Source organism: Polaribacter marinus, from assembly GCF_022662535.1.
GTDB lineage: Bacteria > Bacteroidota > Bacteroidia > Flavobacteriales > Flavobacteriaceae > Polaribacter > Polaribacter marinus.
On the sequence record NZ_JAKQYM010000003.1, the window covers coordinates 286037 to 306691 of the forward strand.

The 20655-nt window shown below is 29.3% G+C and carries 21 protein-coding genes and 1 pseudogene; 7 read left to right on the forward strand and 15 right to left on the reverse strand.

The window, feature by feature from the left end; all coding sequences use genetic code 11:
- Window positions 1-74 precede the first annotated feature (74 nt).
- A complete protein-coding gene (gene aat / locus MC378_RS06320) occupies window positions 75-701 on the forward strand; it encodes a leucyl/phenylalanyl-tRNA--protein transferase (RefSeq protein ID WP_242177904.1) in 627 nt (208 codons plus the stop codon).
- Between the two features lie 69 nt (window positions 702-770).
- Here the strand turns inward: aat and mscL are convergent, their stop codons facing one another.
- The 3 genes from mscL to MC378_RS06335 are packed head-to-tail and all read right to left on the reverse strand — an operon-like array spanning window position 771 to window position 2946.
- The gene (mscL, locus tag MC378_RS06325) at window positions 771-1175 is read right to left on the reverse strand and encodes a large conductance mechanosensitive channel protein MscL (RefSeq protein WP_242177966.1); all 405 of its coding nucleotides are present in this window, start codon (window positions 1173-1175) and stop codon (window positions 771-773) included.
- Window positions 1176-1232: 57 nt separating this feature from the next.
- Window positions 1233-2330 carry an alanine racemase gene (gene alr / locus MC378_RS06330; RefSeq protein WP_242177905.1) on the reverse strand — a complete coding sequence of 366 codons (1098 nt, stop codon included), beginning with the start codon at window positions 2328-2330 and terminating at the stop codon, window positions 1233-1235.
- Window positions 2323-2946: a thymidine kinase gene (locus MC378_RS06335; protein WP_242177906.1), complete on the reverse strand. Its 624-nt coding sequence runs from the start codon at window positions 2944-2946 to the stop codon at window positions 2323-2325. The genes alr and MC378_RS06335 overlap by 8 nt, the downstream gene beginning before the upstream one ends.
- A 100-nt stretch (window positions 2947-3046) precedes the next feature.
- On the opposite strand from MC378_RS06335, the gene MC378_RS06340 reads away from it, so the two are divergent.
- Window positions 3047-3826 carry a hypothetical protein gene (locus MC378_RS06340; RefSeq protein WP_242177907.1) on the forward strand — a complete coding sequence of 260 codons (780 nt, stop codon included), beginning with the start codon at window positions 3047-3049 and terminating at the stop codon, window positions 3824-3826.
- Here the strand turns inward: MC378_RS06340 and MC378_RS06345 are convergent.
- Together MC378_RS06345 and MC378_RS06350 are read right to left on the reverse strand one after the other, a co-directional pair.
- A complete protein-coding gene (locus MC378_RS06345) occupies window positions 3823-4833 on the reverse strand; it encodes a glycosyltransferase family 9 protein (protein WP_338048440.1) in 1011 nt (336 codons plus the stop codon). The two genes, MC378_RS06340 and MC378_RS06345, sit on opposite strands and share 4 nt — an antisense overlap.
- An 8-nt stretch (window positions 4834-4841) precedes the next feature.
- Entirely contained in the window at window positions 4842-5450 is a 609-nt protein-coding gene (locus MC378_RS06350; protein ID WP_242177908.1) for a DUF4254 domain-containing protein, read from the reverse strand.
- A gap of 124 nt (window positions 5451-5574) precedes the next feature.
- Between MC378_RS06350 and MC378_RS06355 the strand changes: the two genes are divergently transcribed.
- The gene (locus MC378_RS06355) at window positions 5575-6051 is read left to right on the forward strand and encodes a DUF4252 domain-containing protein (protein WP_242177909.1); all 477 of its coding nucleotides are present in this window, start codon (window positions 5575-5577) and stop codon (window positions 6049-6051) included.
- A gap of 21 nt (window positions 6052-6072) precedes the next feature.
- On the opposite strand, the gene MC378_RS06360 is transcribed toward MC378_RS06355, so the two are convergent.
- Window positions 6073-6420, reverse strand: coding sequence for an arsenate reductase family protein (locus MC378_RS06360; protein WP_242177910.1), 348 nt, complete (start codon window positions 6418-6420; stop codon window positions 6073-6075).
- A gap of 41 nt (window positions 6421-6461) precedes the next feature.
- On the opposite strand from MC378_RS06360, the gene MC378_RS06365 reads away from it, so the two are divergent.
- Together MC378_RS06365 and MC378_RS06370 are read left to right on the forward strand one after the other, a co-directional pair.
- Window positions 6462-6917 carry a DinB family protein gene (locus MC378_RS06365; RefSeq protein WP_242177911.1) on the forward strand — a complete coding sequence of 152 codons (456 nt, stop codon included), beginning with the start codon at window positions 6462-6464 and terminating at the stop codon, window positions 6915-6917.
- A gap of 129 nt (window positions 6918-7046) precedes the next feature.
- The gene (locus MC378_RS06370) at window positions 7047-8192 is read left to right on the forward strand and encodes a cystathionine gamma-synthase (protein WP_242177912.1); all 1146 of its coding nucleotides are present in this window, start codon (window positions 7047-7049) and stop codon (window positions 8190-8192) included.
- 67 nt (window positions 8193-8259) lie between these two features.
- Here MC378_RS06370 and MC378_RS06375 read toward each other — a convergent pair whose 3' ends face one another.
- The 3 genes from MC378_RS06375 to MC378_RS06385 form a co-directional block, all read right to left on the reverse strand.
- Window positions 8260-9051: a THC0290_0291 family protein gene (locus MC378_RS06375; RefSeq protein WP_242177913.1), complete on the reverse strand. Its 792-nt coding sequence runs from the start codon at window positions 9049-9051 to the stop codon at window positions 8260-8262.
- 63 nt (window positions 9052-9114) lie between these two features.
- Window positions 9115-10731, reverse strand: a complete 1617-nt coding sequence (locus MC378_RS06380) for an Ig-like domain-containing domain (RefSeq protein ID WP_242177914.1) — start codon at window positions 10729-10731, stop codon at window positions 9115-9117.
- Between the two features lie 55 nt (window positions 10732-10786).
- Window positions 10787-11473, reverse strand: coding sequence for a ComF family protein (locus MC378_RS06385; protein ID WP_242177915.1), 687 nt, complete (start codon window positions 11471-11473; stop codon window positions 10787-10789).
- Window positions 11474-11526: 53 nt separating this feature from the next.
- Between MC378_RS06385 and MC378_RS06390 the strand changes: the two genes are divergently transcribed.
- On the forward strand, window positions 11527-12087 hold the full coding sequence (locus MC378_RS06390; RefSeq protein ID WP_242177916.1) for a class I SAM-dependent methyltransferase: 561 nt from the start codon (window positions 11527-11529) through the stop codon (window positions 12085-12087).
- 45 nt (window positions 12088-12132) lie between these two features.
- Window positions 12133-13674, forward strand: coding sequence for a glycine--tRNA ligase (locus MC378_RS06395; RefSeq protein ID WP_242177917.1), 1542 nt, complete (start codon window positions 12133-12135; stop codon window positions 13672-13674).
- Between the two features lie 92 nt (window positions 13675-13766).
- Here MC378_RS06395 and MC378_RS06400 read toward each other — a convergent pair whose 3' ends face one another.
- The 6 genes and pseudogenes from MC378_RS06400 to MC378_RS15445 form a co-directional block, all read right to left on the reverse strand.
- The gene (locus tag MC378_RS06400) at window positions 13767-14240 is read right to left on the reverse strand and encodes a hypothetical protein (protein WP_242177918.1); all 474 of its coding nucleotides are present in this window, start codon (window positions 14238-14240) and stop codon (window positions 13767-13769) included.
- An 87-nt stretch (window positions 14241-14327) separates the two neighbouring features.
- Window positions 14328-17705 (reverse strand): hypothetical protein, encoded by a 3378-nt coding sequence (locus MC378_RS06405; RefSeq protein ID WP_242177919.1) that lies wholly within the window; start codon window positions 17703-17705, stop codon window positions 14328-14330.
- Window positions 17706-17763: 58 nt separating this feature from the next.
- Window positions 17764-18243, reverse strand: coding sequence for a methylated-DNA--[protein]-cysteine S-methyltransferase (locus MC378_RS06410; protein WP_242177920.1), 480 nt, complete (start codon window positions 18241-18243; stop codon window positions 17764-17766).
- A gap of 3 nt (window positions 18244-18246) precedes the next feature.
- The gene (locus tag MC378_RS06415; protein ID WP_242177921.1) at window positions 18247-19011 is read right to left on the reverse strand and encodes a TatD family hydrolase; all 765 of its coding nucleotides are present in this window, start codon (window positions 19009-19011) and stop codon (window positions 18247-18249) included.
- Between the two features lie 54 nt (window positions 19012-19065).
- The gene (locus MC378_RS06420; RefSeq protein ID WP_242177922.1) at window positions 19066-20304 is read right to left on the reverse strand and encodes a T9SS type A sorting domain-containing protein; all 1239 of its coding nucleotides are present in this window, start codon (window positions 20302-20304) and stop codon (window positions 19066-19068) included.
- A 186-nt stretch (window positions 20305-20490) separates the two neighbouring features.
- Window positions 20491-20652 (reverse strand): annotated as a pseudogene (locus MC378_RS15445) (hypothetical protein); the annotation flags it as partial.
- Between the last annotated feature and the right edge of the window lie 3 nt (window positions 20653-20655).

Sequence of the window (20655 nt, forward strand, 5' to 3'; positions counted from 1 at the left end):
TTTTATAAAAGGAAACAATAATTTAGATTCCTGTTTTTTTATGAATTCCGTAATTTAGCAACAAAGAAAATAGAATGATTTGGCTTACAGATAAAATAGAATTTCCATCTTACAAACTTACTACAGATGATGGTGTTATTGCCTTGGGAGGAGATTTATCTGTAGAACGATTAATCTTTGCTTATAAGAATGGAATTTTTCCATGGTTTTCTAAAGGAGATCCTATTGTTTGGTATTGTCCGCATGAAAGGATGGTGCTGTTTCCTAGTGATATTAAAGTCTCTAAATCAATGCGAAAAATCATCAATAAAAAGGAGTTTACAATTACAGAAAATAACGCATTCGAAGAGGTTATTTATAATTGTAAAAATATTGATAGAAAAGATGGTTTTGGAACTTGGATCACAGATGATATGGAAGAAGCGTATATCAATCTATATGAAAAAGGAGTTGCTAAATCTATTGAGATTTGGTTAAATAAGGAGCTAGTTGGCGGTTTGTATGGATTGGAGATAAACAATGTTTTTTGCGGAGAAAGTATGTTCAGCAAAGTTTCTAATGCGTCTAAATTGGCTTTTATTTATTTAGCAAAGAGTAAAGAATATAAATTGATTGATTGTCAAATTTATAATGAACATTTGGCAAGTTTAGGTGCTAAAGAAATTTCTCGAGAGGAATTTTTAATAATCTTAAAACAATAGGAGTTGTTTTAAAACAAAAAAATCCCGAGTAAATACTCGGGATTTAAGATAATTGTAAATATTATAATATTATTTTTTAGCTAATAAATCTCTAATTTCAGCTAATAAATCTTCTTGACTAGGTCCTTTTGGAGCTTCTGGAGCTGGTTCTTCTTTCTTTTTAGTAGCATTTACACCTTTTACAATAATAAACATTACAAATGCTACAATAATAAAATCGATAACATTAGTTAAGAAATCTCCGTATAAAACAGCAACTTCTCCGGTAATTTTACCGGCTTCGTCTGCGATACCATCTTTAACGATCCATTTTAAATCTTTTAGATCTGTGTTAAATATCAAACCTATTAATGGAGAAACAATTCCTCCTGTAAAAGAAGTTACAACTTGTTTAAAAGCCGCACCCATAACAAAACCTACAGCAATATCTATAAGGTTTCCCTTCATTGCAAAGTCTTTAAATTCTTTAAGCATTCCCATTTTTCTTTATTTTTAATAATTTGTTAAGATACAAAAGTACTAAAAATTAATTCATTTTAACATTTTCTTAACACGATGTGATATTGCGGTTAAAGTTTCGTAGGGAATTGTCTCTGCAGAATTAGAGATTTGTTTTATCATTTCTTGACTATTAAAGATAATAACTTCATCTCCTTCGTCACAATTGATTTTTGTAATATCTACCATAATCATGTCCATGCAAACATTGCCAATAATGGGAGCTTTTTGGTTATTAATAAGTACAAAACATTTTTTATTCCCTATTTTTCTAGACAATCCATCTGCATGACCAATAGGAATTGTAGCTGTTTTTGTTCTAGTTTTCGCAATAAAAGCTCTATTGTAGCCAACTGTTTCTCCGGGCTCTATGAAATGAATTTGAGAGATAATGGATTTTAAATTATGTGTATTTTTAAGTTGAGATGTCTCTTGTTCATCATTTCCAAAACCATATAAGCCTATACCAATTCTAACCATATCAAATTGTGCTTCTGGAAAATTTAAAATACCAGAAGTATTTAAAACATGCAACATTGGTTTGTAGTCTAAGTATTTATAGAACTGTTGAGAAATATAGGCGAAATTATGTATTTGATGAAGTGTAAATTCTTGTTCTTCAGCATCTTCACTTGCGGCTAAATGAGAAAATAAAGAATGTACTTTTACATGAGTAGTTTCTTTTAGTGTACTTAATATTTGTGGAATGTCTGTATGCCAAAAACCAAGTCTATTTAAACCTGTATTAAATTTTAAATGAATTGGATAATTCATCAATGGAATTTCATCCGCTAATTTTAAAAAGGCTTCAAAGATCTTAAAACTATATAAGTTAGGTTCTAAACGATAATCTACAATAGCTTGTAAGTTTTGTGTTAAAGGATGTAAAACAAGAATAGGAGTTTTTATTTCTGCTTTTCGTAAAGCAACACCTTCGTGTGTATAAGCAACTGCAAAATAATCTACTCTATTTTCTAAAAATTTTGCAATTTTAACAGCATCACTTCCATAACCTTCAGCTTTTACTACCGCTAAAATTTTAGTTTCTGTTTGTAATTTTTGTTTAAAATAATTTAGATTGTGCTCTAATGCATTTCCATCAATTTCTAAAACTGTTACGTGATTATTCATCCGTAGAATTATCTTTTTTAGAGGTGTTCTCTTCTTGCTGTTTTCTTAGAGCTTTGTAATAAGCTGCTCTGCTTAAAGGTTCATATTCTTGCATTTCACCTAACATTACAATATTGTCGTTTTGTGCTTTTCTAAAGCTGTAATGAGCTAAATTACCTGTATGTGTACAAACCGCGTGTACCTTTGTTACATATTCTGCAGTTGCCATTAAAGCAGGCATAGGACCAAAAGGATTCCCTTTAAAATCCATATCTAAACCAGCAACAATTACTCTAATTCCTCGATTAGCTAAATCATTGCAAACAGCCACAATTTCATCATCAAAAAATTGTGCTTCATCAATACCAACCACATCTACATCATTTGCTAACAATCTAATATTAGATGATACAGGTACTGGTGTAGAGCGAATCCTATTATCGTTATGAGAGACAACTTCTTCATCATCATAACGTGTATCTACGGCAGGTTTAAAAATTTCTACTCGTTGTTTTGCAAATTGTGAACGTTTTAAACGTCTAATCAATTCTTCTGTTTTACCGGAAAACATAGAGCCACAAATTACTTCTATCCAACCAAATTGTTCTGTGTGATTTACTGTATTTTCAAGAAACATTTTGTAATTTTAAGCGTTATATTTTGTAATTTTACGTTACTTTGAGTTTCAACAAATTTATGAATATTTACGAGTAAAAAATAACTTCAATTAACAACTTATGCACAAAAAATTAGAAACCGATTTAATGAGTTTAGCACACAGTGTTTTACAGATGAAAAATAAAGAGGATGTGTTTGCTTTAAAAGAAAAGTCGAAAGAGATTTATGAAAAACTATCTGTTTTAGCATTTGTTGAAGAATACGTAAATACAACTCCAAACTTAGAAGAAACAAAAGATGAACTGACTTTAAAAATAGAAAAAGCTTTTGAAGTAAAGAAAACTATTGTAGCACCAGTAATTATAGAAAATGAATTGATTGAGGAAAATGAAGAAGAACCTCAAATAGAGGAGGAGCTAAATGAGGATGCTGAAGTTGTTGTTAATAAAACGGAAACTCAAGAAGAAAACGTTATAGAGCAACCTTTTGACGAATTAGAACAACTTATTTTTTCTGAAAACCCTAGTGCAACCAATTTTAAAGATGATGTTAAAGATGTTGGAGAACGAAAAACGTTGTCTTTAGAAGAAGAATTACAAGACACAATTCCTGTAGATATTATGGCAGATTTGTTTGAAAATGCACAGCCAAAATCTTTAAACGACAAACTTTCTACAAATATTCAAATTGGTTTAAATGATAGAATTGTTTTTGTTAAAAACTTATTTGATGGAAGTCAAGAAGATTTTAACAGAGTAGTTTCTCAACTTAATACTTTTAAAACAGAAAAAGAAGCAAAGAAGTTTATCAATAAAATGGTAAAGCCAGATTATAATTGGACAGAACATGAAGAATTGGAAATGCGATTTATAGAAATTATAGAACGCAGATTTGCTTAAAGAATACTTTTTACTTTTTCTATAATTTGTTCAGGAGCGATACTTTCTGAACAATTTAAATAATCTTCCGGATATTTATTACCATAAATGGACGTTGGTATTTTAGGGTATTGATCTGCATCAGCTAACATTGCATAATCTGTTGGTTGATGAAAAGGGGCAAAACCAGCAAACGGATGCGTTACTCCCCAAATAGTAATTACTTTTATACCATACATTGCTGCCAAATGGGCGTTACCAGAATCCATAGAGATCATACAATCTAAATTAGAAATCGTATTTAATTCTTCTGTAAAACTTAATTTTCCTGCAGCTAAATAAATGTTTTGGTTTGTTTGTAGTGTTTCTAATTGTATAACATCACTTTTACCACCAAACAACAATATGGTATAGTCTTTAGAAAGTTGTTCTACAACAATTTTCATTTGATCTAAAGGATACATTTTACTTTTATGAGCAGCAAAAGGCGCAATTCCTATTGTTTTGTGTGCCGAAGTAATAAGGTTTTTAAAAGCAGTCGGAATTGGTTTTTTTTCTAAAAAAACAGGCGTAGATAAATCAATCGTAAAACCTAGTTTTCTAAAAACATCAGCATAACGTTCGTGCGAAGTTTTTAGCTGTTTAAAGTTTTTTTTAGAAATTAACTCTTTTTTTTCTTTTCTACCTTTATCAATCTGAATGCATTTTTTGTTGAAGAACAATAATTTTAAAACATTGCTTCTTAAAACATTGTGTATATCTGCAATTGCAGTAAATTGAAGTGGTTTTAATTCTTTGTATAACTTAAATAAGCCTAAAAAACCTTTGTGTTTTCCTTTTTTATCAACCGGATAAACAGTAATATTTTTAAAATCTTTAAAGATAGGAGCAAAAAAAAGTTGCGTTAAAATAGTAATTCTAACATTTTTGTTTTGTTTGAACAAAGCCTCTAAAACGGGTACTAAAATAGCAACGTCTCCCATTGCTGAAAGACGAATCACTAAAATATTTTGCTCAGAGTTAGACAAGAAAGATATTATTTAGACGCTCTTAAAACAGGGTTTAATTCTGCATCATTATACATTTTCATCTGCTTGTAAACTTTCATGTATTTTTTACCATTTTCAATATCTTCTAGTAAGTCATCAATAGCAGTAGATAAATCGTTACGTTGTTCTAAAAGAACGGCTAATTTTTTAGAGCAACTAGCTTTATGTGCATCAGAAGCATCTTCTCTAACCGTTTCTAAATGCATGTGATAAATTTTTAAAGCTAAAATAGATAATCTATCAATTGCCCAAGCAGGACTTTCAGAATTTATTTTAGCATCTTTAGAAACAGTAACATCTTTATATTTGTCTAGAAAATAACTGTCTATAAATTCTACATTGTCTGTTCTAACTTGGTTAGAGGCATCTATCTTTCTTTTTAAAATTAAAGCATCTTCAGCATTTATATGAGGGTCTCTAATGATATCTTCGAAAGCCCATTGAGTAGTATCTACCCAACATTTTTCAAAAAGCAAGAAGTCAATCAAATCAGTTTTTTTATCAAAAGGATTTGTACAAACTTGTTCAACTTCTGGTTTACTTTTATAAGTTTTAATACAATTATCAAAAATTGCATTGGCTTTTTTAGAAAACATATATTTTAAATTTAAGCTGCAAAATTACAAAATAAAATTTTGGTTTTAGGGTATAAATATTTTTAGAAAACAATGATTTGTAACAAAGTTAACCGCGAAACGTCTTAAAATAAAACTTAGTATTATGAAACAATTTGCAATAATTTTATTTTCACTTTTTATTAGTAATATCACAGCCCAAGAAGCAGCCTTTCAAGAGTTTTTTAAGGTTAATAAAGACAAATCTACTTTTTCAATTAATTTATCAGCGTCTTTAGCGGGCTCTTTTTTAGATGATGAAGAAGATGATGATTTAATGAATTTAATTAAAAAATCGAGCGATTTTAAATTGATGATTTTTGATAATCAAGACAATGTTATATCAAAGGATTTTAGAAAATTCAGTAGAAAAAACAAATTAAAAACGTTGGCACGTGTAAAAGAAAACGGAAGTAAAGCTGAATTATTTTTTATTGAAAAAGGGAATTTTATCAGAGAAATAATTATTAGAACCAATAGCAATTCAGATAAAATGGTGCTGTTTGGCTTAAAAACTAAAATTACACATGAAGAATTAGCAGACCTGATTTCTTCTTCAGATGTAAAAATTTCATCAAATTAAAAACCAATAAAAAGAGAAGGTTTAACCAATCTTCTCTTTCAATGCTTCTATTACTTTTTTACTGTTTCCAATAAAAATTTCATTATCAAAAATAAAAACCGGACGCTTTAAAAACGTGTACTCATTCAACAGAAATTGTTTATAATCAGTCTCAGACAAAACCTGGTTTTTTAAATCCATAGATTTATACAACTTAGCACGCTTGTTAAAAAGCGCTTCATAACTACCAGAAAGTGCGTACATTTCTTCTAATTGATCAGCTGTAATATTGTTTGTTTTAATTTCTTGTCGTTCAAATCCATCGGTATTTACTTCTTTTAAAATTCTTCTGCAAGTATCACAAGTTTGTAAAAAGTAGACTTTCTTCATTATATTTATCTGTATATTTACTGCGAATTTAAAGATAAAAAATGAAGACACAATTCGATATTTTAAGAAAATCTCGTGAGTTAATTTTAAAAGAGTTAGAAGGTTTAACATTAGAGCAAATTCATATAATTCCTACAGGATTTAAAAATAATATTGCTTGGAATGTGGCGCATATAGTAGTTACACAGCAAGCTTTGAATTATAAATTATCGGGTTTAAATTGTTTGTGTCCAGATGATTTAATAGAAGCTTATAAAAAAGGAACAAGTCCTACAAAAACATTTACAGAAGAAGAATTTGATGAAGTAAAAGATTTATTAGTTGGCTTACCAGACACTTTAGAAGAAGATTATAACGCAGGTATTTTTGAGAATTATTCTGATTATCCAACCAGTACAGGTTTTGTAATAAAATCAATAGATTCGGCTATTGTATTTAACAATTTTCACGAAGGAATTCATTACGGAATTATTAGATCTATTAAGAAATTTTTATAGAAGCTTTTTCCAGCTTTCACTACTCGCTTTTTTTGTAAAAACAAAAAAGAGCTCAAACAGACCGTTCAATCTGGGCTAAACTAGTTTGCTAACTTTTAGAAATAGAACAGTTGTATTAAAACTTTAAAGATGAAATTCAATACAAAAGCCATTCACGGTGGACAAAAACCAGAAAAAGCTACAGGAGCAGTAGTGCCACCTATTTTTCAAACATCTACCTATGCGCAATCTAGCTTGGGGTCAGACCAAGAATACCATTATTCTAGAGGGTCAAACCCTACAAGAACGGCGTTAGAAAATAGTTTGGCTTCTATAGAAAACGGAACCCATGGTTTTGCATTTTCATCTGGTTTGGCAGCCATAGATTGTGTACTAAGAACACTAAACCCTGGAGACGAAATTATTGCAGGAATCGATTTGTATGGTGGAACCTATAGAATGTTTACACGTTTATTCGAAAAATACGGATTAGAATTTACTTATGTAGATACGGATTCTGTAGAAAATGTAGCGAAAGCAATTACAAAAAAAACCAAATTAGTTTGGTTAGAAACACCAACAAATCCGTTAATGAAAATTGCAGATATTCAAGCAATTTCTAAAACGGTAAAAGATGTAGATTCCGCTATTTTAATAGCGGTAGATAATACGTTTGCAACACCTTATTTACAACAACCTTTAAATTTAGGAGTTGATATTGTTATGCATTCTGCTACTAAATATTTAGGCGGACATTCAGATCTAATCATGGGAGCTTTAATTGTAAAAGACGCAAAATTAGCAGAAGAGTTGCATTTTATTCAGTTTGCAGCAGGTGCTATTGCAGGTCCTATGGATTCTTTTTTAGCATTAAGAGGCATCAAAACATTACATCTTAGAATGCAACGTCATTGCGAGAATGCAATGGCAGTAGCTCGTTTCTTAAAACAGCAATCAAAAGTAGATGCTATTTATTATCCAGGTTTAGAAGACCATCCAAACCATGCTATTGCAAAAAAACAAATGAAAGCTTTTGGAGGCGTAGTTTCTTTCAGTTTAAAAGATAAAAGCAAAGAGGCTACTTTTAAATTTTTAGAAAATATTAAGTTTTTTACGTTGGCAGAATCTTTAGGTGGTGTTGAAAGTATGGTCAATCATTCAGCAACCATGTCGCATGCATCTATGCCAGAAGAAGAACGTATAAAAATAGGTGTTACAGATTCTTTAATTCGCTTAAGTGTAGGTATTGAAGATATCGAAGATATACTTGAAGATTTAGCACAAGCTTTAAATTAAAAAAAGGAGAGCAATTGGCTCTCCTTCTTTTTGTTTTGAACAATTAGGGTTATTCAAAAAAATGTTTTTATAAGAATAAAGGGCGATAAAAGTTAAGATGATAAACAATTCCAAATTGTAAATTCATTAACCATTCGTTATTTTTATTTTCAGTTACATCGGCTTGTAGTCCATCAATTTTATCTGATAAAAAATATTGAAAACCAAATTCAACCGCTAAGTCTAATTTTTCTGTTAATTTATACCTAGTTCCCAGTCCAAGATCTAGAGAAAGAGCATTTCCTTTGCCTATTGCCAAAGCATTTGGGGTTGTATACTTTTCTGGAAGTACTGTGATGTCTTGTCTCCAATCTCCTAGAGTTGAATTTAAACTGTTTTTATAAAAGGAGTATTTAAAACCAACAGCTAAATAAGGGTTAAATGAAATATCAGAATATGGGGCAATAAATTCTTCAAGAGGAGTCAGGAAATATTCTAAATTTACACCAATGTTAAACATACTTAAAGAGCCTTCCATAGCTCTTAGTTGCTCTCCAGAATAACTCTGACTCTCTGCCCATTTACTATAATGCTTTATTTTAGAGTAGCTTACATAGTTTAGGGTAGTTTTAACCATCAAATGATTGTGAAATACATCATTAGGGTCCCATCGTAAGGTTCTGTTGTAAAAACTTAAATAATGTGCTATAGAAAAAGAGATGCCATTGTTATTCCAGTCGCTTGCAAAGTTCCCTTTTTCACCGTAATCGCTTTGTAAACTAGTAGTACCAATAAATGCACCGATTTCGTGTGTATAATGTTGCGCTTTAATTCCTATGCTAAATACAATTATAAAAATAATTGTTATGGGGGTTTTCAATATTTGGGGGCTTATAAGTAAAAGAGCCAAATATATATAAAAATATCTTATAATTAAGATTAGCTATAAATCATTAATGCTAAAATTTTCTTCTAGATAATGATTAGCTCTTAGTTGTAATTCTATTTTATAATAAATAATTTTTTCTGGAAGTAATTTTTTTAGAAAATTACCCGTATCCCATTGATTGTTTTTGTTTTCATCAACAATTGCTCTAATGGTATATTTATTTGGTTCTAAAAAGTCAAATACCAGTGTTTCAGAAGTATTGATAAACTTACGCTCTATCAGTTGATCTTGATTTTTACCAGTGAGTATTTCAATAATTAAATTTTTAGAATTTATATTATCTACTTTTAAAGTGATTTTCCCATAATCATCTATGTCTTTTGTAGATAAGTTGTAACGAATGGTATCATTTGTTTGAGAAAATAAATCATTAAAAGCATTTGGAAGGGCTTTAAATCGATATTGTTGTTTTGGTTTTTTATCAAAAATAAAACCTATTTTATTTTCTTTTATAGAATTTATTGTATTGTATTTTATATCTATAGTATCTTTATCTATAATACTCACTTTAGAAGTGTCTATTGCTGTAATAGGATTGTTACTCAGAATAAAAAGAGTATCTCTAAAATGTAAAGTTCCCGATATCGATGAATTAAATAAAAGGGAGTCAATTTTTTTCTTGCGAAGTTTTACTGTTAATGTATCTAAAAATTTTCCGTTAGAAACTTCAAAATTTAACGAATCTGCTTCAAAAGGAGTAAACCAATAATTTAAGGTGTCTTTATCAACTTCTAATTTAGAGATGCTTTTAAAATTTTCGGGTGTTTTAGAGAGTATTTTTATCGCGATGTCTTTATTTTCTCCACTAAACCCAAATTGAATTTTCCCTTTTGTAATTTCTTTTCCTCTTTTAAAACTATATGGAAGTTTTTCTTTAAATAAAGTAATTGGTTTTTTTAAAATACTGTCTTTAGGTAAAGTAATAGTGTCTAATAAAAAACCTATTTTATCTGTTGTTGGATTGTATAAATAATCGCTAGTAGTTTCTTCTAGAGCAATTATAAAATATTTACCTTCTTTAAGATTTGTGAAATTAAATTTGGTAGTGTCTAAAGCACTTGTAACGTAATTAGGTTTCTTTTTGTAAACTAATGAATCTGTATAGGAACTATCTATTTTATAAAGTAATAAATTTACTTTTGAAGGTCTTTTATATGAAACTGCATCTTTAATCGAGCCTGAATTTGTAAGAGAATCTATATAATTTCCAGTAGAAAATACGTATTTGAAATTTTCTAAAATATTACTTTCATTATTATCACGTACAGCATTTCCAAAGTTAAAAATATAGGTAGTGTTTTTAACTAAGGTATCTAAAATTTCAATTTTAATAAATTTACTAGGTGTTCCTTGAGGCGAAATTAATGGAGGGTTTTTTAAAGGAGGAGAAACCACTAATTGCTTATTTAAATCTTTTAAAGTGATGTATTCATCAAATTCAATTTTAATTTCTTTTTTATTGAAATTGATGGTATTGTATGGCGGACTTGAAGTTACAAATAATGGTGCATCTTCATCTTTAGGGCCGCCTTCTGGTCTTCCCGTTCTGGCGCAATTAGAAATAAATATGACTAAAAATAGTAGAAAAAAGAATCTAAAAATAAGTTTCACGAAAAATAATTTTATACAAATTAACAATATATTTTTGACTTAAAAATCATAAATTTTACTCGGTATAAGCCATTGTTAGAATACTGATTTTAATTTCTTGCGTTTTTTGTAGCTCTCTTATACAAGCTTCTAAAGTTGCCCCCGTAGTGATTACGTCATCAATTAATAGAACGTGTTTGCCTTTAAAAAAAGTATTGTCTTTTAAAAAAAACTTAGTATCTATATTACTAAAGCGCTCAAATCGAGATTTAAAAGTTTGTGTTTTAGAAGTTGAAACCCTTGTTAATGTGTTGTGATTAAAAGGGATGTTTAAATGTTGACTTATTTTTTTGCCAAATTTTGTTACTTGATTATAACCTCTTTTTTTTAATTTTTTGGGGTGTAAAGGAACAGGAATAATAAAATCTACATCATAAAACTCATTGTTTTCTTTTAAAATACTTCCCCACCAATTTCCAAAGAATTCACCAATTTCTTGGTTTCCTTTATATTTAAGATCATGAATTAGTTTTTTTGTTATTCCTTTTTTCCTATAATAAAGTAGTGCATTTGCTTTTTCTATTGCTACCCTACCATAAAATATTTTAACAATCTTATTTTCTGAATAATTAGTAAAGTTAGTTAGTGGTAAATCGTGTCTACAAAAAGTACATAACGTTATTTCATTATTTATCAATGGTTTATCGCAACTAGCACATAATTTTGGATAAAAAACATCAAAAAAGTCTTTTAAAAATCGCATATTTACACAGCTTTTTTATAGAAAGAAACTATAAAATTAATAAATTAGATTTGGTGAGCAGAATAAATTTCTTAAAAGAATCAATTAAAAACCTAAAAACATTAGGCACAATTACACCAAGTTCTAGATTTTTAGCAGGTAGAATGTTAAAAAATATAGATTTTTCTAAGGTTGATGTTTTAGTTGAATTAGGCCCCGGAAATGGTGCGATAACAAAACATATTTTAAAGAAATTACCAGCAAAAGCTACTTTGATTTGCTTTGAAATCAACGATAATTTTTATAATCAATTACTGCAAATAAATAATTCTCAGCTTGTTGTTGTTAAATCTTCTGCAGAAAAAATTGAAGAAGAATTAAAGAAATTAAATTTCACAAAAACAGACCATATTATTTCTAGTTTACCGCTCACAATTATTCCTGATGAAATTTCAAACCAAATTTTAAAGAAGTCTTTTCAAGTTTTAGAAAACAACGGTAATTTTATTCAATTTCAATATAGTTTAACTTATTTTAAGAAATTAAAAGAAGTATTTAATCAATCTATCTCGTTAGAATTTGAACCTTTAAATATTCCGCCAGCTTTTGTTTACCATTGTAAAAAAGTAGAGTAAAATTTTCTTGATAACTTTTTAGATTGATGTATCTTTGCGCTCATTATGGCAAAACAAGAAGATCAGTTTAAAAAAGTATTATCGCACGCAAAAGAATATGGTTATGTATTTCAGTCTTCTGAAATTTATGACGGATTAAGTGCGGTGTATGATTACGCTCAAAATGGAGTTGAGCTAAAGAAAAATATTAGAGATTATTGGTGGAAAGCAATGGTGCAAATGCACGAAAACATTGTGGGTATTGATGCTGCAATTTTAATGCATCCAACAACTTGGAAAGCTTCTGGGCACGTAGATGCTTTTAACGATCCTTTAATTGATAATAAAGACTCTAAAAAACGTTACAGAGCAGATGTTTTAGTAGAAGATTTTAGAGAGAAAATTCTTGATAAAATTAAGAAGGATATTGCAAAGGCAAAAAAACGTTTTGGTGATGCCTTTAATGAAGCTGAATTTGTAACAACCAACCCAAATGTTGTTCGTCGTCAAAAACAAATGGATGAAATTACGGCTGAATTAACAAGAGTTCAAGAAGAAAATGATCTGGTTGGTTTTAGACAATTGATTATAGATTTAGGAATTAATTGCCCAGTTTCTGGTTCAAGTAATTGGACAGAAGTAAAGCAATTTAATTTAATGTTTGGAACTCAAATTGGTGCTTCTGCAGAAAATGCTACACAAGTATATTTAAGACCGGAAACAGCTCAAGGAATTTTTGTAAACTTTCTCAATGTGCAAAAAACGGGTCGAATGAAAATTCCTTTTGGAATTGCACAAACAGGAAAAGCCTTTAGAAACGAGATTGTAGCAAGACAATTTATTTTTAGAATGCGTGAGTTTGAACAAATGGAAATGCAATTTTTTGTAAAACCAGGAACTCAAAAAGAATGGTACGAAAACTGGAAAGAAACCAGAATGAAGTGGCATTTATCTTTAGGAATGGGAGCAGAGAACTATCGTTTCCATGATCATGATAAACTAGCTCACTATGCAGATGCAGCAGCAGATATTGAGTTTAATTTCCCTTTCGGATTTAAAGAACTAGAAGGAATTCACTCTCGTACAGACTTCGATTTAAAAGCACATGAAAAGTTTTCTGGTAAGAAATTACAGTATTTTGACCATGAAGAAAACAAAAGTTATGTGCCTTATGTGGTAGAAACTTCTATTGGTTTAGACAGAATGTTTTTAGCAGTGTTTTCTAATTCTTTACAAGAAGAAGCTTTAGAAAACGGAACAACAAGAACGGTTTTAAAATTACCAGCTGTTTTAGCACCTTTTAAAGCGGCTATTTTTCCTTTAGTAAAAAAGGATGGTTTACCAGAAGTTGCCCGTAAAATTATGGATGATTTGAAATGGGATTTCAACGTATTTTACGATGAAAAAGATGCTGTTGGAAAACGTTATAGAAGACAAGATGCTGCAGGAACTCCTTTTTGTATTACGGTAGATCACGATACTTTAGAAGATAATTCTGTAACGATTAGACATCGAGACACAATGGAACAAAAACGTGTTGCGATTGCAGATTTAAAAGATATTATTAAAGCAGAAGTTGATGTAAAAACTTGGTTACAGAAAATGTAAATTTATTTACCCCAAGGGTTTAATATATCATAAACATAAAAAAGCCTCATCAATTCGATGAGGCTTTTTTGTGTTTTATATTATAATAGGTTTTAAAATCTCCAACCAACATTTAAGCCAATTCTAGGTACAATTACAGGAGAGTTTGTCCCAAATAAATTTCTACCCAAACCTCCGTATAAATCAATAACTAAACCACCACTAGCAATATATTTTGTACCCACAGCAACTCCCAATGCACCATCTGTGTATTTTTTACCATCTTCTTTTCCTGAATTAATCCCCACAAAACCTTCACCAAAAAAGTTCCAAGTGTCATTTGTAGTAAAGTAATGACGATAATAAGGTGTTATCATTGTGTTTTCATGATATCTGAAATTTACACTTTCTTTGGCTAAATTAAAAAGAGCAGAAACCCCAAAAGAAGAGTTTTCAGAAAGATAATTTTCGTAAGAAAACTCTAAACTTCTAATAATTAATGCATCCGCAACATCTAATTTGATTTCTTGTTGTGCATATCCTAAAGAACTGATTAAAAGCCCGAAAGCTAAAAGTAATTTTTTCATGATTTTATTTTTGTATATAACGTTTTATGAATGGTAAAATTATGATGCAAACATAGTAATTTTATAAGTCTTCAAATAGATAAAGAATTAAAAAATAGCTCTTAATTGTATGTTTCCTGTGTGTATGGTTTTTGTGTTTTTACTTTTTCTACCTAAATAACTTAAATTAAGATTTAAAAAGGAATTTATTTTTTGATTAAAAATCAAGTTCCAAGTATAGTTTTTTCCTGCTTGTAAGCCTTCTAACATTTGGTAGGCAACAGGTGTGTTTGAGTTACCTGTAAAATCATTTAAAAAGACGTTTACATTTGCAGAGATTTGATTTTTCTTTTTACTAATATAAAAGTATTCTATGCCAAATTTATGTTGCTGTAAGTTTTCGAAATCTTGTAATTTATTTTGTTTGTCTTTAAAATGGTAAAAAGCGGTAAATCTATTATTTTCGTTATACAAAAAACTAACTTTTGGCTGAATTTCATTAGATCTTATTTTATAATTTCTATTGTTAAAATTCTCGGTTTCTAAATTGTTATTAGAATGTTTTCCCATAAAATCTAATAACCAAAAATCGGCAAATTTATGTGCAAAATCTAACTGATGTAATTCAATTGTATTTTCTTGAGTCCCAATAAAATATTGTTGTTTAATTTTAGAATCTCCATAAGTGTAAGTGGCACTGTAACGTTGTTGGTTTTTATTAAAGTACAAGCTATTTCTAAAACTAAGATTTAACCCAATTAATTTATCTTCATCAAAATCAAAAGGATTTAAATTGAAGGAGTTTTCTATTCGTTCTTGTTCGTTTTCTACTGATAAAAAACTTTGATTGTTAAAATGAGAAAGTATTTTTTGAATTCCAGTTTTTGAATTCCATTTAGAAAGATTAATTGTTAAAGATTGTTTCCACTTAGCACGTTGTGTTGCTATAAAACGCAAGTTGGGTTTTGGTACTCTTAAATATTCTGCTTGATCTTGATACTGGGCAATTTCAAATTCATTAAAATCTTTAATTCCGTCATTGTTATAATCTATCCAAGTATAATAACCAAATCCAGGTTCTGTTTTTACATAAATATATTCTTGCCTTGCAACATTACCAGAAGATGTCTCATAGGTGGTTACTAAATTTATAAAATCATCAAACAAACGCTGATTGAAAACGAATTTAGAATTTAATGATTTTTCATTGTCTGCAAAATTATTTTCAGTAATTCTATAATTGGCAAACAAACTTAAATTGGTGTTTTTGTTTTTGATTAATTTACTATTGACATAAATTGTTTTTCTATGATTAATTTCTGTGAATTTATTAGATTTTATGCTGTCATTATTTCTATAATTAAATCCAATTTTAGCAAAAACTTTCGTAGAATCTCCAAAACCAATATAAGTTTCGTATTCTTTAAAACGATGACTTGTATTAATGTAATTTTTTGTGTTAATATTTTTTCTGCTGTTTGTTTCAAAATTGATAAAGGCTCCAAACCATTTTTTAGTAAAATGGTGTTCTACTTTAGCTTTTGCTCTAAAAAAGGAATTGTCTTCTGAAGTTGATGTATTATTTAGCAAACTACCATCAACAAATAAGGAAGTGTTTTTTAAGTTTATTTTAGATTTGAGTTCATGTTTGTTTCCAGAAAATACTGCCTTGTAATTTAGTTTTTTGTAGCTGTATAAAACAAAATCATCATCTTTGTTTTGCAGTGTAAATTCTGATTGAAAATAATTTTTGGTGGCGTCATTAGTAAGTAAATTCCAATCCCTATTAAATTCTATTGATTCCCATCGCTGTATGGTTTTAAATTTCTGCTGAACAAATTCATGATTAATATTACTTTTTAATTGCCATTTTTTATCAATTAAAATTTGTTGCCATCCCACTTTTGCAGCATAACCTTTGTTTTGATTATTGTCTATTGATGAAAATAGATTTGCGTCGTTATTACTTATGGCAAATTCAGAATTTATTATTGTTTTTTTTGATGGAGTATAATTTGATTGTACTACAAATAACTGAGATTTTGTTGGGGGTATTAATTTAATTATGGGTTGATAATCACCTAAATTAGTGCCTACAAACTGAAAAATATTTCCAATTGCTGTAGTTCTGTCTAAAACATAATCACCTTTATTAGTTCCAACATTTGTAAAAGTAACCATATAAAGTTCTTCTGTAGAATTGGTAGAGTGTTCAAAGAATTCTTGACTCCCATTATTTATTTTTTTGTACAAAATTTTATTCTCGTTATAAGAATCTACAAATGCACTTTCTGCAAACATTAAATCTGTATTGTTTCCAGCATTTGCTAAAATTTGTTTTTGAGGATCAGTTAAACTTTGTTGTAAAGGCTGATTTTTAGCGTCGTTTTCTGAATAAAAATAACCCGAAATGTCAAATTTTTCGCCTTCATATGAAGCTTCATCGTATGTAACAAATCTTGTGTAATTTCTGTCAGAATATTGAAATTCAACAGTAATTCTCATGTCGTTTGTTACCGGATAAGTGGTGTTGAATGTTATCTCTCCAAGATTGTAATCAATTATATAATCTTTATCAGCACCAGCTGTAATTTTAATGCCATTAACATAAACTTGTTCACTTCCTTCAATAATTATAATTGCAGCTTCATTATTTGCTCCTAAAATTTTATACGGACCTTGGTTACTTTCTTTTGCCGTAAAATTAAAACGAGTAAATTTACCTCTTACAACTGCTCCGGAAGCACTAACTTTAAACGAATCGTTAATAGCTGCTTTTACTTGCAGGCCGGCAACTTGTTTTGTAAAAGCTAAAAAGTAACTTTTGGTGTTTTCTAGTGATATGTCTCCCGCTTTTACACCCCAATTTTCACTAAACATCTCAATAAAAATTCTATCGAAATCTGTAATATTTTGAGAGTATCCATTCTCTTGTATAGGAATGTTGGTATCAAATATATTAGCTCTTAATGTTACGTTTTTAGAAAGTTTTCCGGAGATTTCTAAATCTAAGGCAGCATTTGTAACTGTATTTTGATTGTTTCCAGAAGTGATACCTCTAGAGATAAAACCTCTTGTTTGTAAGCCTTCAAAAAGTTTAATGTCTGAAGTTTTTTTATTTGTAGTAAAACTATATAGTTTCCCTGTATTTGTTGAATTTGGGATAATTAAATTTTTATCAAACGGACTGTACGTTTTTGTAACAAAATCTGGAATTCTAAAATATTCAACAGTAATTTCATGATATTTTTTAGCATTGATAATTAAAATAGCATTGCTAAAATCTATTTGATATTCTGATGCCAAAATCTTATTTAAAAGCGAATTTTTAACAACAAATTTTTCAGGGTTAATTGCAACTGAATCTAATAGAATGGTATCCTTTTTTACTGCGATTTTTTTGATTCGAAAATCTTTAGATATCGTTTGAGAATGGACAGAAAGTCCAATAAGAAAAAATAATAAATAAAGAATTTTCTTTTGCATAAATTAACTACAAGTAGATAACGTAAAAATAGTTTTTTTATGCTTTTACTTTTAAAAATTAAAAAAGAGATTGTTGTTTTACAGGGTTTTCGTGTGCAAGCAACCATTTTTTTCGCCAAATACCACCTGCATAACCTGTTAAAGACCCATCCGAACCGATAACTCTATGACAAGGAATGATAATCCAAATTGGATTTTTACCATTTGCAGAGGCAACTGCTCTTATAGCTTTTACATCTCCTAAAGCTTTGCTTTGTTCTAAATAAGTTCTTGTTTTATTAAAAGGAATGTTTAATAATTCTTCCCAAACCTTCTTTTGAAAATCTGTTCCCTGAGGATTTAATTTTAAGTTAAAATTATTTCTTTTTCCAGAAAAATAAGCTTCTAATTGTGTAACACATTCTTGTAGACAACTAGGTATTTCTTCAGATGTTTCTATATCTTCATTTAAAACAGAAACCGATTGAATTCCGTTTTTATCACCAACAATTTTTGCGCTTCCAATAGGTGTTTTGTAATATGTAGTGACTAACTTCATAAATTAAATCCCAAAAATATCTTTAGAATTTTGTGTTGTAATTGCAGCAATTTCATCAAAAGAAAGCCCATAAATATCTACTAATTTATCGACAACCTTAGTAATATAAGCGCTTTCGTTTCTTTTTCCTCTATATGGTGTTGGTGCTAAATAAGGAGCATCAGTTTCTAAAACAATATGTTGTAAATCAATTTCATTGAGAAATTTATCAATCTTACCATTTTTAAAAGTAGCAACACCACCAATTCCTAATTTCATATTGTAAGAAATCGCTTGTTTTGCTTGTTCTAAAGTTCCTGTAAAGCAATGAAATATACCTCTTAAATCATCACTTTTTTCAGACTCTAAGACTTCAAAAACTTCATCAAAAGCATCTCTACAATGAATGTTAATGGGCATTTTTTTCTCTTTTGCCCACTGTATTTGAGTTTTAAAAGCCTCTTGTTGTTCTTTGAAAAAAGTTTTGTCCCAATACAAATCCATACCAATTTCTCCAATAGCATAAAAATCTCTTTGATCAATCCATTTTTTTACATGGGTTAATTCTTCTAAGTAATTTTCTTTTACAGAAGTTGGATGTAAGCCCATCATTAAAAAAATATCATTTGGATATTCTTTTTCTAAACGAAGCATTCTTTCTGTATATGAAGCATCTATTGCTGGAATAAAAAAGCGTGAAACACCCGCGTTTTTAGCTCGTTGTATCATTTCTGCTCTATCGTCATTAAATTGACTAGAATATAAATGTGTATGCGTATCTGTAATCATTATTTTAAATCGATTTTATCAACAAAACTAATGATTTATCGGTAGTCTTTTTCTTTAATTTTTAATCAATTTCACAACTTCTGCAGATTTGTTTTCTAAAGTTATTTTAGTAAGATAAATCCCTTTAGGGAAATTAAAATCAATTTTAATATTATTCAAATTTTTAAATTCTTTTTCTAAAAAAGTTTTACCTAAAATATTAGATATATAAACTTTAATATTTGTGTAGGTTTTAGTTAAATGAATATTTAGTTTATTTTTTATTGGGTTCGGATATAGTTTTACAGAACCTAATAAGTTGTCCTCTACATCTAAAACATCTAATAGCCCCAAGTCTTCTACATTACCAGAAATATAAGCAGTCCCAGCATTATAATATGTTGTATTATCAACAATTCTTGTTGTGGGTTGTGCTCCTAAAATAAAATGATTATTATCAACAGCAACGGCATAAGTGCTTTCTGTGGCATCATATTGACCACCACCAATATAACTGTTAGCGACAACTTGTGAAGCTTGTATGGTTTCTGCTAAAACCCATTCGTCATTTGCATTTTTTAGAAACAAATAAGATAATCCAACATTTGAAATATTTGATCCATTATTTTCAACGCTAGAGTTGGGTGCAGAAACTAATAATAGGTTATTGTCTAAAGAAACTCCAGAGCCAAAATTAGATGCAGGATAGGGAGTTCTTATTATTTGAGATTCATTCCAAACTCCATCTCCATCTTTTTTAAAAAGATAGACATGACCGTAATACCAGTTATCGTCATAGAGATCTAAGTTTTTTGCGCCAACCGCAATATAATCTTCAGAAATACTAACATCCCCATATCCAAATTCTGAGTATTGAACTCCATTACCAGGTTTTAATTTTTGTACTTCCGCCCAAAAATCATCTGCATCTTTTTTAAAAACAAAAACAGATCCGTTTCCGTTAATAGTATTTACATTAGCAGCATCTGTATCACTTTTACTTGCCAAAGTAATATAATCTCCATGAATACTAACAGATTTTCCAATATCATCGCCATAGCCTCTATGAGATGGTACTATTTTTTGTGTTTCTGTCCAAATATCATCAGCTCCTTTTTTATAAACATATGCGGCTCCAGCACTATTTACTTGATTTGTATTATTTTCATCATAATCTTGATATCTAGCGCCAACAACTAGAAAATCTCCATCAACTGCAACATCAGATCCAAAACGATCTCCAATTCTGATATCTGATGCTCTCAATCTTTGAACTCCATTCCATACATCATTTGCATCTTTTTTATAAATCAAAACAGAGCCAGCTATTCCTTCAAAATCAGCTTCATTTAATCGGTCTCCAACAGAACCTATAAAGATGTAATCTCCTTGTATAGCAACTGTATATCCAAAAAAATCATCAATTTGTTTACCTACAAAGGCTTCAATTTTTTGATGATAGTTCCATGTGCCATTCTCATCTTTTTTATAAATATGTGCAGAACCTGTTCTTTCATTTTCACCAAGTGCACCAATAACAGCATAGTTTCCATCTATATCAGTGCTAAATCCGAAGCTATAACCTGCACCAGTATTGGGTTGGTTTAAAATTTGTTCTCCCCAATCTTGAGAGTTTATATTCCCAATAAATAAGACGAATATAAC

What these genes read in the sequence shown, in the direction of transcription:
- MC378_RS06335 (WP_242177906.1), bottom strand. Translation starts at nt 2,946, where the DNA reads ATGTTTCTTGAAAATACAGTAAATCACACAGAACAATTTGGTTGGATA.
- MC378_RS06415 (WP_242177921.1), bottom strand. Translation starts at nt 19,011, where the DNA reads ATGATTACAGATACGCATACACATTTATATTCTAGTCAATTTAATGAC.
- MC378_RS06405 (WP_242177919.1), bottom strand. Translation starts at nt 17,705, where the DNA reads ATGCAAAAGAAAATTCTTTATTTATTATTTTTTCTTATTGGACTTTCT.
- MC378_RS06340 (WP_242177907.1), top strand. Translation starts at nt 3,047, where the DNA reads ATGCACAAAAAATTAGAAACCGATTTAATGAGTTTAGCACACAGTGTT.
- alr (WP_242177905.1), bottom strand. Translation starts at nt 2,330, where the DNA reads ATGAATAATCACGTAACAGTTTTAGAAATTGATGGAAATGCATTAGAG.
- MC378_RS06365 (WP_242177911.1), top strand. Translation starts at nt 6,462, where the DNA reads ATGAAGACACAATTCGATATTTTAAGAAAATCTCGTGAGTTAATTTTA.
- MC378_RS06400 (WP_242177918.1), bottom strand. Translation starts at nt 14,240, where the DNA reads ATGAAAAAATTACTTTTAGCTTTCGGGCTTTTAATCAGTTCTTTAGGA.
- MC378_RS06370 (WP_242177912.1), top strand. Translation starts at nt 7,047, where the DNA reads ATGAAATTCAATACAAAAGCCATTCACGGTGGACAAAAACCAGAAAAA.
- MC378_RS06355 (WP_242177909.1), top strand. Translation starts at nt 5,575, where the DNA reads ATGAAACAATTTGCAATAATTTTATTTTCACTTTTTATTAGTAATATC.
- MC378_RS06385 (WP_242177915.1), bottom strand. Translation starts at nt 11,473, where the DNA reads ATGCGATTTTTAAAAGACTTTTTTGATGTTTTTTATCCAAAATTATGT.
- MC378_RS06360 (WP_242177910.1), bottom strand. Translation starts at nt 6,420, where the DNA reads ATGAAGAAAGTCTACTTTTTACAAACTTGTGATACTTGCAGAAGAATT.
- MC378_RS06410 (WP_242177920.1), bottom strand. Translation starts at nt 18,243, where the DNA reads ATGAAGTTAGTCACTACATATTACAAAACACCTATTGGAAGCGCAAAA.
- aat (WP_242177904.1), top strand. Translation starts at nt 75, where the DNA reads ATGATTTGGCTTACAGATAAAATAGAATTTCCATCTTACAAACTTACT.
- MC378_RS06350 (WP_242177908.1), bottom strand. Translation starts at nt 5,450, where the DNA reads ATGTTTTCTAAAAAAGCCAATGCAATTTTTGATAATTGTATTAAAACT.
- mscL (WP_242177966.1), bottom strand. Translation starts at nt 1,175, where the DNA reads ATGCTTAAAGAATTTAAAGACTTTGCAATGAAGGGAAACCTTATAGAT.
- MC378_RS06395 (WP_242177917.1), top strand. Translation starts at nt 12,133, where the DNA reads ATGGCAAAACAAGAAGATCAGTTTAAAAAAGTATTATCGCACGCAAAA.